11 protein-coding genes are annotated in these 14,493 nt (G+C 54.9%); 2 read left to right on the forward strand and 9 right to left on the reverse strand.

Going from position 1 to position 14,493, the window contains the following annotated elements:
* Positions 1–264 precede the first annotated feature (264 nt).
* Positions 265–3,069 (forward strand): cache domain-containing protein, encoded by a 2,805-nt coding sequence (locus tag RBR60_RS14710; RefSeq protein ID WP_320358144.1) that lies wholly within the window; start codon positions 265–267, stop codon positions 3,067–3,069.
* Between the two features lie 70 nt (positions 3,070–3,139).
* On the opposite strand, the gene RBR60_RS14715 is transcribed toward RBR60_RS14710, so the two are convergent.
* From RBR60_RS14715 to RBR60_RS14740, 6 genes are all read right to left on the reverse strand, one after another.
* On the reverse strand, positions 3,140–4,726 hold the full coding sequence (locus RBR60_RS14715; protein ID WP_320358145.1) for a methyl-accepting chemotaxis protein: 1,587 nt from the start codon (positions 4,724–4,726) through the stop codon (positions 3,140–3,142).
* A 283-nt stretch (positions 4,727–5,009) separates the two neighbouring features.
* Complete coding sequence (locus RBR60_RS14720) at positions 5,010–7,115, reverse strand: chemotaxis protein CheA (RefSeq protein ID WP_320358147.1); 2,106 nt, start codon at positions 7,113–7,115, stop codon at positions 5,010–5,012.
* Entirely contained in the window at positions 7,112–7,546 is a 435-nt protein-coding gene (locus RBR60_RS14725; RefSeq protein WP_320358149.1) for a response regulator, read from the reverse strand. The genes RBR60_RS14720 and RBR60_RS14725 overlap by 4 nt, the downstream gene beginning before the upstream one ends.
* Positions 7,543–8,757, reverse strand: a complete 1,215-nt coding sequence (locus RBR60_RS14730) for a sensor histidine kinase (protein WP_320358151.1) — start codon at positions 8,755–8,757, stop codon at positions 7,543–7,545. The genes RBR60_RS14725 and RBR60_RS14730 overlap by 4 nt, the downstream gene beginning before the upstream one ends.
* Positions 8,758–9,015: 258 nt before the next feature.
* The gene (locus RBR60_RS14735) at positions 9,016–9,345 is read right to left on the reverse strand and encodes a hypothetical protein (protein ID WP_320358153.1); all 330 of its coding nucleotides are present in this window, start codon (positions 9,343–9,345) and stop codon (positions 9,016–9,018) included.
* Positions 9,346–9,911: 566 nt separating this feature from the next.
* Positions 9,912–11,489, reverse strand: a complete 1,578-nt coding sequence (locus tag RBR60_RS14740; protein WP_320358154.1) for an OmpP1/FadL family transporter — start codon at positions 11,487–11,489, stop codon at positions 9,912–9,914.
* 544 nt (positions 11,490–12,033) lie between these two features.
* Between RBR60_RS14740 and RBR60_RS14745 the strand changes: the two genes are divergently transcribed.
* Positions 12,034–12,231, forward strand: a complete 198-nt coding sequence (locus tag RBR60_RS14745; protein WP_320358156.1) for a hypothetical protein — start codon at positions 12,034–12,036, stop codon at positions 12,229–12,231.
* Here RBR60_RS14745 and dusB read toward each other — a convergent pair.
* From dusB to RBR60_RS14760, 3 genes are all read right to left on the reverse strand, one after another.
* Positions 12,219–13,295 (reverse strand): tRNA dihydrouridine synthase DusB, encoded by a 1,077-nt coding sequence (gene dusB / locus RBR60_RS14750; protein ID WP_320358159.1) that lies wholly within the window; start codon positions 13,293–13,295, stop codon positions 12,219–12,221. The two genes, RBR60_RS14745 and dusB, sit on opposite strands and share 13 nt — an antisense overlap.
* Before the next feature lie 22 nt (positions 13,296–13,317).
* On the reverse strand, positions 13,318–14,157 hold the full coding sequence (locus tag RBR60_RS14755; RefSeq protein ID WP_320358160.1) for a DUF1848 family protein: 840 nt from the start codon (positions 14,155–14,157) through the stop codon (positions 13,318–13,320).
* 8 nt (positions 14,158–14,165) lie between these two features.
* Positions 14,166–14,493 (reverse strand): hypothetical protein (locus RBR60_RS14760; RefSeq protein ID WP_320358162.1); only part of this gene is annotated, 328 nt, incomplete at its 5' end.

The raw sequence follows: 14,493 nt of genomic DNA on the forward strand, positions 1-14,493 counted from the left end.
TTTTTCCGGAATTTTTTCTTCAATTTCAGGTTTCTTCGAATGTTAATTAGCCCTTTCATGAAAATGGTACAAGGAGTATTTTCATGAAAGGATGCGGCAACGGAGCGATCAAGAGCCTTGGGGCTCAGGGAAAAAAGAAGATTTGGCAGGAGAGTTTTTTTTCCTGTTTGTAAAATGCGTTTTTTGCTGGGACGGCAATCTATCGTCATTCATAGGGATGGGCGGGTCTCGAAAGAGCAGTGAACATCTCTTAAGGAGCCAGGGATGCAGACAGGGCAGAGTATCCGTAAAACTTTTCTGAAGAGCATGATGCTGGTTGTGGTGTTTTCCACAGGCCTCTTGTTTTCTTTGTGGATATATACGGAGTACAGGGCTTTTTTCGGGGAAGCCGAGGTCAGTCGCAGGGATTTTGAAGCCTCTCAGAAACGCATGCTCCAGCAGGAGGTTGCCGGGGTTGTGAATTTTATCCGCTACCGCATTGAACAGAGTGAAGACGCTTTGAAAAAAAATGTGAAAGACCGGGTGTATGAAGCCCACGCCGTGGCCCATCAGCTGTACAGGGAAAACCATGCCCTTGTGCCTCCGGAGCATATGCAAAAGATTATCAAAGACGCTCTGCGGAATCTGCGTTTCAATGAGGGGCGCGGCTATTATTTCATTCTGGATCTGGATGGCGTGGAAGTGCTTTCTCCGGTCCGACCCGAGCTGGAAGGGAGCAATCGACTTTCCGTTCAGGGGGCCCAGGGGGAGTTGATTGTAAAGGACATGGCGGACATCGTCCGGAGACAGAAAGAAGGCTTTTATACCTACACCTGGACCAAGCCGGGCCAGGGGGGCAATGGATTTCTTAAAACCGCCTTTGTGACGCACTTTGAACCCTATGACTGGATCATCGGAACGGGCGAGTATGTGGAAGATGCGCAGCGGGATGTGCAGGATGAGGTTCTGGCGCGGCTTGTGAGGCTGCGATTTGGCAGGGAAGGTTATTTTTTCGGAACCATCCAGGGAGGAGCTCCCCTGTTCACAGAGGGACGTATCACGCGGGGGGAAAAAAACATCTGGGATCTGACGGATCCGGATGGGGTGAAAATCATTCAGGAATACGAGAAGGTCGTGGGGCATCCGGAGGGGGGCTTTGTCCGGTATGCCTGGAAAAAACCGGGCTTTGAAACGCCTTCTCCCAAAATTTCCTTTGTAACCCGGATTCCCGAATGGGACTGGATCCTTGGCGCTGGGGTGTATCTGGATACGGTGGAGGAGGAGATTCAGGAGAAACGGGCGCTTTTGCTGAAAAAGTTTATGGAAAGGAGTTTTTTCAGTTTTGGGCTGCTGTTTTTTCTGCTTGCCGGGGCTTTTCTGTGGGCAAGACGGATATCGGGCCTTATCCAGCAAAACCTCGACACCCTGACCACGCTTTTCAGAAAGGCAGCCTCCGAATCCCTTCCCATGCGCATGGAATCCCTGGCTTTTCAGGAGTTCAGGGACATGGCCCAGACCACCAATGCCTTGCTTGAAGAGCAGAGAAGGGTGGAGGAAGCTCTCCAGGAAAGTGAGGAAAAATACCATCTGATTTTTGATTATTCGCCCATGGGACTTCTTTATTTTGATGCAAAGGGCGTTATTGTGGCCTGCAATCGTAGTTTTGTGCAGCTCATCGGATCTTCGGAAGCGGCCCTCGTGGGGCTGGACATGCTGACCCTCAGAGATCCGGATGTGGTGCTGGCGGTGCAAAAAGCCCTGGGCGGCGAATTGGGCGCCTATGAGGGACTTTACCGTTCCGTGACTGCACAAAAGGAGACACCCCTGCGGGGTTTTTTTGCTCCTGCGCTGAAAAACGGGAAAGTCCAGGGCGGGGTAGGTATTTTTGAGGATATTTCAGGCCGCTGGTATGCGGAAAAGGAAAAAGCTCGCCTGGAAGCCCAGTTGCAGCAGGTCCGGAAAATGGAATCCGTAGGACGTCTGGCCGGAGGGGTTGCCCATGATTTTAACAATATGTTGGGCATTGTTCTGGGCCATACGGAACTGGCTCTTGAAAAAAGCGATGCGGCTTCGCCCGTTCATCTCCATCTGAGGGAAATCCGCAAGGCCGCCATGCGATCTGCGGACCTGACGCGTCAGCTTCTGGCTTTTGCCCGGAAACAGGCCATCGCACCGGAGCCGATGGACCTGAATCAGGCTGTGGAGGGCATGGTGACCATGCTGCGCCCCCTGATTGGTGAGGACATTGCCCTGCGTTTTCATCCTGGGGCGGATCTGTGGCCCGTTCTGATGGATCCTTCGCAGATGGATCAGATTCTCGCCAATCTTTGCACCAATGCCCGTTTTGCCATTGAAGGGGTGGGGAGTCTGGTCATTGAAACCCACAATACCACTCTGGATGCGGCCTATTGCAGAAATCATGCAGGCTTTGTCCCCGGAGATTTTGCGGTGCTCACGGTGAGCGACACGGGCTGTGGGATGGACAGGGAAACCCTCACCCATGTGTTTGAACCCTTTTTCACCACAAGGGAGGTGGGGCAGGGAACGGGATTGGGCTTGGCCACGGTGTATGGCATTGTGAAGCAGAATAACGGGTTCATCAATGCTTACAGTGAGCCAGGTCTGGGAACAACCTTCAGGGTTTATCTTCCAAGGCACAGACTCAAGGAAGAAAACAGGGTTGCGAGAAGACCCGTGACGGAAGCACCCCAGGGGGGAGATGCACAGATTCTGCTGGTGGAGGATGAACCTGCCATTCTGGAAGTGACAAAGATCATGCTTGAGGGCCTTGGGTATACGGTACTGGCGGCTTCCTGCGCGGATGCGGCTCTGGGTCTTGCTGAGATCCATGGAGACAACCTGAATCTTCTTATCACGGACGTGGTGATGCCAGGGATGAACGGATGGGAGTTGGCCCAGAAGATCCGGGTTCTCTGTCCCGGTATCCGGTCTTTGTTCATGTCCGGATATACGGCCAATGTCATTGCGCGGCATGGTGTTCTGGATCCGGGTGTTGCTTTTATACAAAAGCCTTTTTTGCTGAAGGACCTGGCGGCCAGGGTGCGTAGTACACTGGAGAGCCGGTCCTGAGCAAAAAGGGCAGGTGTTTGGGGGAAAGGGAGCGCGGTTTTTTTGGAATTTTTTGAAAAAGAAGTTTTTTTTAAAGGGAAAAACGTCCGATCAGTCCCTGAAGGACGGCGGCCATATCCGCCACGTCCCTGGCCTTTCCATGGACTTCCGCGCTGACGCTGTTCATGTTTTTACTGATTCTGTCCACACCCTCGATGTCCTTTCGGATGCTCTGCACAAAGCCGTTCATCCGGGCCATGTTCTGATTGACCTCCTGAATGCCCTGGGCTGCCTGGACGACATTGCCAGAAATTTCCCGGGTGGCTGCGGACTGCTCTTCCACCGCCGTTGCAATGATGGTGACCATGTCGCTGGTGGCCTGGATGGCCCTGGACACTTCCTTCACCTCCCCTGTGGCCTCGACAATGAGGTTTTGTGCGGATCCGATGATGTTGCGGATATTTTCCGTGGCTGTGCTGGTCTGGGTGGCCAGGGTTTTGATTTCCGCAGCCACCACCGCAAAACCTTTTCCGGCTTCTCCGGCGCGTGCGGCTTCGATGGTGGCGTTCAGCGCCAGCAGATTGGTCTGGGCGGAAATTTCGGTAATGGATTCTGTGACCTTGCCGATGTCAGAGGCGATGCGCTCCAGATGGCTCATTTTTTCCGTAGCACCCTCGGAGCGGCTGACCGCATCCTGAGTGGTGCGCCGGGCTTTTTCCGTATTCCGGGCGATCTCGCCGATGGTGGCTGTCATCTGCTCGGCAGCGGCAGCCACCATCGCTGTGTTGGTGGAGGCTTCTTCCATGGCCGTCACCACATTCCCCATGCTCTGACTCATGTCCCCTGTGGCCCTGGCTACGGCCGTGGCCCGCTCTGCGGAGGTGTTGGAGTCCGTGGTCATCTTGTCGGAGATGGCAAGCAGGGCAGCGGATGCCCCGGTGAGTTTGTCACCGCTTTCCCGGATGCGGTTCATGATGCCGTGGATCTGAGAAACAAAGAGGTTGATCCAGTGGGCGGCAAGGCTCAATTCATCCCCCCTTTTCTCGGAAATCCGACGGGTCAGATCCCCATCGCCCTGGGCCAGGTCCCGGATGGCACCAATCATGGCTTTGAGGTGGGTGAAAACCAGCATTTGCAGGGAAGAGGCCATGACCGCAAGCAGAAGAATATCCAGAAGAAGGATGGTAAAAATGGTGCTTTTCAGAATGCTTCGGAGGTTTTCCTGAAAAAAATCAGGATTCATGAGAACGGTGAGGTTGCCAAGAACGGTGTCCTCCTTCTGGATGGGGCTTGTGCGCCTGAAGTTGCGGGTTTGGGGAAGTTTCTGAACAAAGACCGTTGCCTGTGTTTCATCCCGGCCTAAAAGCAGGATTTCTTTCTGGCCGGTGGGGTCGGAAAGGGCCAGGGCCAGAAGCCGGTGGTCCTGCATTTCCGAGCGGAGAATGGCTTCTGCCTGGGTCATGTCATAATTGTACAAGGGCTCTTTAAGGGTGAGGGTCATGCGCTGGATGGCCAGATCCGCATCCACATGGAGACCCTGTTCCAGGCGGGTTCGGGCATTCTGGTACTGCAAAAAGCCCATGCCCGTCAGGATCAGGGTGGTAAGGAGCAGTACGGTGGTGACCATGCGTACGGAGATGCGTTTTTGCAGGGGAATGCGGCGGTTTTTCTTTTGCATGAAGGCTCCTCTGGCGAAATCCGGGGATATTTTTTTAAGTCGGGATCAGAGCCGCGTGGGTGCGCGCTGGGTCTGCGGCTCCTTTCCGGGGCTTTTTGGGGGAGAGCGGAATTCGGAGATGTTCATAGCATGATCGCTGTTTTGTGTCCACACAGGATGCAAGGTCTGAGGTTTTCAGATGCGCTTTTAAACCTGAACAATCTTCTAGCAGGGGGGACCTCACAACGGGACGGCCTTCATCACTGCCTTGTGCCAGGGATGGGGATTTTCAGGTTCGCAGGTTTTAAGAATTCCTTGGGGGTGCGGTGATGCTGGGAACATGGATGATCATGGCGACAGAGCCGTCGCCCATGAGTGCGCCGCCAGCAAAGAAGTTCTGGGTCAGGCTCAGGCCCTGGATTTCCTTTAAAACCATTTTCTGCACCCCTTCAATGGCATCCACATGTACGGCAAGCCTTCTGGATTCGCTTTCCACTACCACAAGAATGCCTTCGGGCAGGGGGACTTCCCGATTTTTTTCGGGGCCTGTGTGAAAACATTCCGTCAGTCTGCGGGTGCGGACCCAGCGCCCCCGGTCGAGAACGCAGCGGCCTTTCTGGGGAATGGTGACGATGTCGCCCGGACCGGGGCAAAAGCAGCGGACAATGCTTTCCAGGGGAAACACATAGCGCCTGCCCCCGATCACCACGATAAAGCCCGTGAGAATCTGGGTGTTGACGGTTTTGGGAAGACGAATTTCAAAGGTGCAGCCCTTTCCCCTGACCGTGGAGACGGAAATGCGGCCACCCATCTGCTCAATGGCCGTTTTTACCACATCCATTCCCACGCCGCGGCCTGAAAACTCGCTTACCGTTTCCGCTGTGGATACGCCGGAGCGGAAAAGAAGATCCACAAGACCACTTTCGGAAAGCTGTTCTCCGGGTGCAATGAGGCCAAGCTCCACTGCTTTTTTCCGGAGAGCTTCCAGATCAAGACCTTTGCCGTCATCCTGCACCGTGAGGAGGATGTCTTCACCGGCTTCTGCTGCGGCAATGCGGATGAGGCCCCTTTCCGGCTTGCCCGCCTGCTGACGATCTTGTGGTTTTTCAATGCCATGATCTGCGGCATTTCTCACCATGTGGGTGAGGGGAGCCTCAAAGGTGTCAATGAGACTCTTGTCCACCAGAATCTCACCGCCGATTACCTCGGTTTCAATGTCTTTGCCGCTGGCTGTGGCAATGTCCCGGACCAGGCGTGGGGTTCGCTGTAAAAGGGTTTTCATGGCCACCTTGCGTATGGCCATGATGCTGTTCTGAAGGGCCATGGAAAGGCTGGCAAAGGCTTCGTTGGCCCGGCGCAACTCCATGGCGGCCCCGTGGGCTCCGACAAGGGTGGCCACCCGGGCCTGGAGGTGGCGGTACATTTCTCCTAAGGTGACAAGATCTCCCACATAGGAAAGAAAGGCGTCGATGCGCTCTTCGGGAATGCGCATGGTTTTGCCCGTGGCCTGGGCATGCTCTTCCTTGGGGGGTGTGAGTTCTGCGGAAGGTCTGGGCAGCGGGGGCGCTTGGGGATTTTCATTTTTTTCTGACGGGGTCCAGGCGCCGGCCGCAGTCATGGCGTGGAGATGGCCGGAGAGGGATTCCCTGGAGATTTCGTCTCCAAGGCCGATGCTTTTGTCCAGAAGGGGAATTTCGGCCAAGGCTTGGTCCGCATGGGCCTGGGCGTCCTTTACCGCAGCGAGATCCCGGCAGGCAGCAAAAAGGCTGAGCAGTTCCTCGGCCCTGGGCGCGTGACTTGTGTCGCTGAGAAGGGTCAGAAGACGGGCCGCAGCCTGGGGAATCTCTCCGGCGCTTTCCCTTTCCTGAGTTCCTGCGGCCAGGGCCGTTCGGCCCGCAGCGCTGAACATGGCCAGTTTCCGGACGGTTTCCCGCAAGGTTTCGTCTTTTTTTCCCCCAAGGGCGGTAAGCAGGGATTGCCACAGGGCGTTTTCGCTGGCCTGCTCACCTTCCGCAGCCTGCACCACGGAAGCCACCAGAGCTTCAAAGGCCTCGGGGTCCCGGACCTCCTCTTCGCCCCGCCGCGCCCGTTGCAGCATGGCGCTCAAGGCATCGGAGCCTGTGAGCAGGAGGTCAATGATACTGGTGGATGCGGCAATGCCCCCCTTGCGGATGCGGTCCAGCAGGGTTTCCATCTCATGGGCCAGAATTTTGGTCTTCATGAGACCAAAAAAGGCGGAGTTTCCCTTGATGGAATGGATGGGCCTGAAGATGGCTTCTATGGTTCTGGCATTGCCCGGATCCGCTTCCAGTTGCACAAAAAGATCCGAAATCTGGGCCATGCCATCCAGGGCTTCGTCAATGAATTCTGCGTACAGTTCGGGGTCAATGCCGACTTCAAAGGGGGTCATGGCAATTCTCCCGCCTCACCAGGTTTCAGGCCCTTGAGCTCCCGGAATTTCCGGTTCCAGCGCGCCAGGGCGGCCATGGCCGTGTGAACGGCATCCTCCAGTTCTCCCATGTCCGTAAGAGGTTTGAAAACACAGGTATCCGCCTGGTTGCGCATGCAGGCCAGGGCGTTTTCAAGGGTGACATGACCTGTGATCATGATGACGCGGATCATGGGGTACTGTCTGCGGATTTCACGCAGAAGGGAGACGCCGTCCATTTCAGGCATCTGGATATCGCTGATCACCGCATCCATTCTTTTTTCCCTCAGTACGGCCAGCGCTTCCAGGCCATTGCCTGCGGTGGAGACTTCATACCCGAGAAGACGGAAATGCCGGTAGAGCATGTCCCGGATTTCGGGTTCATCATCAACAATGAGCAGGCGTCCCTTCATGGCGTATCTCCCTTGATGGGGGTAAGGGCATGGGCGGCATGGAAGGCGGGCAGGCGCAGGGTGAAGACCGCGCCACCTGCGGGGGCATTGCAGGCAAAAAGATCGCCTCCATGCTCTTCCATGATGCTTCGGGAGATGGCCAGTCCCAGTCCTGTGCCTTCTCCGGCTTTTTTGGTGGTGAAGAAAGGGGCAAAGATTCGGGCGAGAACTTCCGGAGGCAGGCCAGGCCCCTGATCCGCCACGGCGATGCATACCAGAGGTCCTTCCGTATGGCCGGAAATTTTTAAACTTCCCCCCTCGCAGTCCGCCATGGCGTCCATGGCGTTGCGGATCAGGTTGATCAGCACCTGCTCAATCTGCTGCCGGTTGGCAAGAACAGGGGGCAGGGTATCCGGAAGCTGAATGCACACCCGGATCTGCGGCTTTAAAACATTCTGACAGAATTCCATGACATCGGAAAGAATCTCCTGCATGTGGCAGGCGGATTTTTCCCCGGAGCCCCGGTGGGCATACCCCTTAAGCCCTTTGACGATCCTTGAGATGCGGTCCACGCCCTTGAAGATACCGGCAAGCATGCGCGGGGCCTCTTCCAGTACAAAGGCCATCTGAGGATCGGTTTTGGGAAGGGGAGTGGCTTCCAGGTGCTGGACAAGAAGGTCCCAGGAACGCTGAAGGGTTTGGGCGTTTCCTGCGATGAAGAAGGCCGGATTGTTGATTTCATGGGCAATGCCCGCAGCAAGCGCGCCCAAGGTGGCCATGCGGTCGGCGTGGAGGAGTTGTCTTGTCCGGGCCTGGGCCAGAGCTTCCATTTCCCGGGCATGGGTGGCCAGGGTTTCCTGCATCCGGACCAGGCGTTCACCCACGGCGATGCGGGCCCGGAGTTCTTCGGGATTGTAGGGTTTGGAGAGATAATCGTCCGCCCCTGCATCCAGGGCTCGCACCAGGCTTTCGCCGTCCCCCTTTGTGGTGAGCATGATGAGATAGGGGGGCTGATCCGTGGTCCTCCGTCGCACCCGCTGTACCACTTGAAGGCCATCCATGCCCGGCATCATCCAGTCTAAAATGGCGAGTCTGGGTGCATCGGATCTTTGGAGAACCTGCCAGGCTTCATGGCCGTCCATGGCGCTTACCACCGTATGTCCGGTTTTCTGCAGCAGCAGGGTGAGGACGGATCGGGAGATGATATCATCATCTGCTATGAGTATGCGCATGATCTTTCATCCATCTTGGGCCTTTTTTTAAGGATGCATGGGAGAATTTTTGCTTCATTTAAAAAAGGAGGAGCTTGCGGCCGGAAGGAACCAGAGGAGGTTTTTTAATGCAGGCCGGACTTTTTAAAAACGCCCCTTTTCTGCTTAACATTCCTTGTGGTCTTTTTCAAAACAGGAATCCCATGCAGCCCCTTTTTTTCTGGTTTCAGAACAAAGGGGCAGGCACAGGATTTTTGAGCGGGTTATTTTTTTTAAGGATTAACTGGCGGATGTGGCGGATGCCGTTTTTGCGGATGCCTTTTCAGGTTTGCTGGCAGGTTCAGACATGGAGGAAAAGGATTCGAATTTTTTGAAGTTTTCATCCATGGTTTTTTTGAAGTCCGCCTGGCCCTTTTTGATGGCGAGCATCCATTCCTGAAGCATTTTTTTGCCGTCTTCGGGGATGAGGGTGTTGGAGCTGAAAAAGGATTCCGTCATCTTTTCCGCCTGGCCTTGAATCATGCACATGGTGTTGTAGGTGTTGTCCAGAGCGGTTTTCTGGAAATCCATCATCTGCTGTACGATTTTACCGGGTTCAAACGCGTTCATGGCACACTCCTTTTTTTAAAGAAATAATGGTGTATGAATGCCCTTCTCTGGAGGGAAGGGCCGGGGGCGCAAAAGGAGGTTACGGCAAGGAGGAGGGCGCAGGTGAGACCAGGTTTTTTTCCAGAAAACATGGGGCATGATGAAAGGAACCTGGGGATAAGGCCAAAGCCCTGCTTTTCATCCCTGTAACCTTGAAAACAGTCACGCACATGGAAAAAATGAAAGGATCCCCTTGGGTGGGGGAAAAGGATGTTGGCTGGAAACAGGAACATCGTCTTTTGTGGCGATGCATCATGAATTGGTAGATGGTAATGTAGAAGAATTTAAAATGCAATGAAAAAATTTCATGTTGTATTGCATGAAAAAGAGAGGCAAGGACGAGTGGCTTTTTAAGGAAGCCCAGGAAGAGGATTTTCGATGATTCGATCCTGGGTGGATTCCGGTCCTTGGCGTTTGGATTCTTGTTTTTCATTCCTGCCGGAGAAAGGGGAGGAAAGAAAAAGGTCTGCCGAAGAGTGTTTTCGGAAGACCTTTTTCTTTTTTATGGGGTTTTAAAGCCCAGAAGATCAGAATCTGTAGTTGGCGGTGAGGGTATAGCCCCACAGATAGCCCTGGTTTTGTACATAGACTTTGGCATTGGGATCGCCTGTGGTGCCATATCCGATGGTTTTGTTCAGGTTTTCAGAGGTCCCCTGGATATCATTTCTGTAGCCCCAGGCAAAGGTGCGGATATGCTGGAAAGCAAGGTCAATGGTCCAGTTCTGATTGGCCTTGATGGAAGCGCCGAGGTTCATCAGGTGACGGTCGTTGTCAGGCCAACCATTATCAAAGGTGTGAGCAGGCACGGGGGTGGGATCGTAGACGTACCCCGCCAGGAGGGTAAGGCGGTCGTTCAGAACGAATTCAGCGCCGAGTTTGTACTGGATTTCATCGGACCAGTCGCGCTTGTAGCCCATGTCCCGTGTCATACCAATGGAGGCAGCGCTGACCTTCTGGGTAAGGCCCGCTTTCTGCTGCGCCTGGAAGGCGGAGTACTGAGCCTGGGTGATCTGGCCTTGGGCCAGGGCGGCATTGGCAATGTTTGTGGCCGTCTGATCAATGATGGAGACCACGCCATTGGGCAGTTCGGTGGAGGTGATGTATTCATGCTGGAATGCGTTGATGCTCCAGTTGGCCCAGACCAGATCAAAGGAGAGGGCAAATCGGTCGGTAAACGCATAACGGATGCCGAGCTGTACCTGATCCGGGTGGTCATAGGGCATGGTGACCGTGCCCACCTTTTGTCCGTTATGGATGAAATCGCCTTTGAAATCACCATTGGCTCTGGAGCGGTAGGTTAGGCCCAGGCTGAGTTTATCCGTGGGTCTGTACTGAATCCCTGCGTTCCATGACCAGTTGAAGTCATCCTCCATGTCCAGCTCAGAGGTGACGAAGGGACCGCCAGGAGCACTGGTATCAGCTTTGATGCCTTTGAGAAGCACATTATCAATGATGGCGTCGGAGTAGCCCTGCTGCTGAAACCCAGCCCTGAGCTGGTTGATGATGGCGGGCTGGAAGGGGTCGGTGAGGTTGGTTTTTCCCGCTTTGCAGGTGGACCGACCCAGACTGACACCAAAACCCAAGGCCAGACGCTCATTGATTTTATAGGAAATGGCAGGTGTTACGGCCACGCGGGTATACAGGGACTCCCAGGCATTGAAGCCCATGGGTTTCTTGAAAGGATCCTTGTCCGTGTCCAGGTGGAAGCCGTAGGGGGCATAAGCTGCGATTCCAAAGCTGATTTTTTCATTGATGGGCATGGCAAAGCCCATGTGGGGGTTCAAAAGGGGGTCCATATCCCCTTTCCACCGGGTATTTTCTACAAAAGCTGGTGTGATGTTGTTGCCATTGGCATCGGTGATTTTAAAATTTTTATAATAGACTTCAGCGTCATAGACGGTAATGCCTGTGGTGACCACAGGGGTCGTGATATTGCTGAGACCCGCAGGGTTGTAATACACGGCAAAGGCGTCTGTAGCGTTAGCGGATACGGCCTCGCCCAAAGCAGCGTTTCTGGCGCCGATCCCAAAGGGTTGTACCAGGCCGGCCTGGGCGGTGCTGGCCAGACAAAGCAGGCCTGCACACATCAAAGCAAGTTTTTTCATTGTTTTCTCTCCCACCTTTTTTTGTTCATAAATACTTGTGTCAAAGTTGTTTGCAGGCAATGGTTTGGCCCCTTCGCCTGCCAGGGCCGGATCCCCATTCCAGTCCTGTGATGCGATGCCGATTTCTTACACGGTTTGAGTTTGGAATCGGCGTTTGATGCGTAGTTTGAAAGTTGAACCATTGTTCATCGTATGGGGTCTCTCTATATGGGTCTGTACGGCTTTGTCAACAGGGAAAATGCATTTTTTGTGTGAACCCCTGAAAAGAAATGACTTTGGTCCTTTCATCCGAAAAAAAGGTTTTGGGCATAAGGCCGGATTGGGGATTTCGGGACTCGGATCATGGACGAAACCATGACTTGGGAAAAATGGGGGCGTGCGGAAGGGATGAAAGAAAGCCAGGGGCAGGGCGGTAAACAGAGCGTTTTTAGGGACTGAGGAAGGGAAAATTTTAAGATCGGTTTTGACAGAAAAGGGACTTTGACGTAAGAGGCGGCAGGAAAAAAAACAAAAATCTTTAGAAAAACGGGACGAGGAAAATCGTGTGGAATGGTTTCTTGAGCTTGTGAAAATGGGGGCAGCCCTGGGATCGGCCATGCTGCTGGGGCATTGGTTTCTTGCGGAAGTCAAGCGGGTGAAGGCGGAGAAACAACCGGTCTACAAGGCCTATATGACCCTTCCGGGCCTTCTGGTGATTCTGGCGGTTCTTATACCTGCGGCAATCTGGCTTTATTCGCGCTGAAAAATCGGGCTTTCATGGGACATGCCTTGCCCGTATCCGGGGAGGCATGTCCGGTTTTCCAGAGGCTGAAGGGCTTCAAGGTCTGCAATGCGTTGCAGAGCTTCTTCCCAGGAAGCCAGGGATGCGGTCTGGGATCGAAAGGCCGTGCTGCCGAAAAGCCCCTTGGCCAGCCACCCCAGGCGGGAGCGCAGAAGACGGCATGCGGTGTCCTCTCCGTAGAAGTGCACCATGTCCTTCACATAGCCCCGCATGGCGGAAAAATGGGAGCGGTTTTCCCTGCCCAGGGGCGGGAGTCCCCCCAGCATGCGGTGGATATCCCTTAAAATATGGGGGCTGTACAGACTGGCTCTTCCCACCATTACCGCATCGCATCCTGTGGCCTCAAACATTTTCAGGGCTTCTTCCGGGGAGGTGATATCGCCGTTGCCAATGACGGGGATCTTCACCAGGGCCTTGATGCGTCGGATGTGGGAGATCTCCGCCTTGCCGCCAAAGCCCTGACGCGCTGTTCTTGGGTGCAGGGTGAGGGCATCCACGCCGCAGTCTTCGGCAATGCGGCTGAGGATTTCTGCGTCTTTTCCGTCCGCCGTCCATCCGGAGCGCATTTTCAAGGTGAGGGGGATGGAAAGGACGTTGCGGACCTTTTTCAGGATCTCCTCTGTTTTCCGGGGCTCCTGCATGAGAGCCGACCCTGAACCGGACTTGAGTACCTTGCGCACGGAGCAGCCGCAGTTGATGTCGAGGATATCCGCGCCCGCCTCCTGAACCCGGACGGCGGCTTCCGCCATGATCGCAGGATCGGAGCCGAAAATCTGGATGGAAAGGGGGCTTTCCGCCGCTTTACTTGCCATGAGCCGGAAGGTCTTTTCAGAGCCGTACACAAGGCCGTCGGCGCTGACCATCTCCGAGCAGACCAGGCCGCAGCCAAAGCCCTTGACCATGAGCCGGAAGGGCAGATCCGTCACCCCGGCCAGGGGGGCCAGCACGGTGGGATGGGCAAGGGCAAGGCTACCTATGGAAAAGCCCCCATGGGGCAGGGGAAAGGATGGGGCAGAGGTGTTCATGGGGGTTCCTTTGCGCGGATTTTTATCGGGCATAGCAGTAAAGACAGTTGTGGCCGCAGGCCTGCCTGCGGTAGCTGCCGATGTCTGTGGATCGGGTGCAGCGGCAGCCTGGCCTCTGACCCTTATCCCTTTGCAGGGAGAAGGGACCGAACCGGGCCTTGAGCCCTTCTCCGGGAATGCAGGCCGCAGGCAGGATACCTTCGGGCCTTAAATGTTCAAGGAACTCCGGCTCACAGCAGAGAAAAAGTGTCATGTCCAGACGGCGCAGCCTGAGGGCCATGCGTCGGAGGATTTCCTTTTTGTGGTCTTTTTCCGGTTCCTGAAAAAAGATGCCAGCGGCTTTGGCCCTTTTCAGCACCTTGGGGTAGGGATCCAGAAAGCTTGTGGTGCAGGATCGGATTCCCGCTCTGGCTGCGGCTTCGGCAATGGGGAGAAAGGCCCCGAGGTTGTGGTGGCTCTGTCCCTTGCCGTCCTTCCAGTGGCAGATGGGGTCAAAGCGCCAGACGAGGTTTTCCGGGCCAAAGCGCCGGGCCAGGGCCGCCATCTGCCCGAGCCTTTCATCAAGGGAGGGCAGATCCGGCTCCAGGACGCAGGGCGTATTGAGGGTGAAGTGCAGATAGACTCCCATGCCCCTGGATCCGACCTTTTCCCCAGTATTCTCCCTTAAAAAAGGCCCGTAGTTTTTGGACCAGAAGACAAGGGCCGCCACTTCACGCTCTGATACCGGCACAAGGAAGTTTTTTCCGGACACGGGATTTTCCACCATAAAAAAGCCCTTTTCCAGTCCCTCATGGAACCAGGGCAGGTGAAAGGCGGGAAGATCTGTCCTGCGGGAGGCGGAAAGAATGCGGCGCAGACCCATGGCAGGGATCAGGGTTTTTTGAAGTCGGAAAAGGAGATGACCCGACCTGCTGCCTCCCCATCCTTTTTCCGGTTCTCCGCGGCCTGATTTTCTTGCTCGCGTTTCCGTAAGGCCTCAGGGGGTTCCAATTTTTGAAGGCGGATGCGTTTTCCCTGCATGGTAAATTCCACGCCATTGATGTAAGTATCCCGGAGGATCCAAGTAAGGGTTTCCGGTGCTTCGGGAACCTGGAGGAGACGCATGGTGAGGTGATACCAGTCCCGCTTGATGTCGGGTTCGATATCTTCAATGCGGGCATAGGATGTGGGTTCGTCTTCAAAATAGATGAGTACGATG

This window comes from Desulfobotulus sp. (assembly GCF_034006065.1).
Lineage (GTDB): Bacteria > Desulfobacterota > Desulfobacteria > Desulfobacterales > ASO4-4 > Desulfobotulus.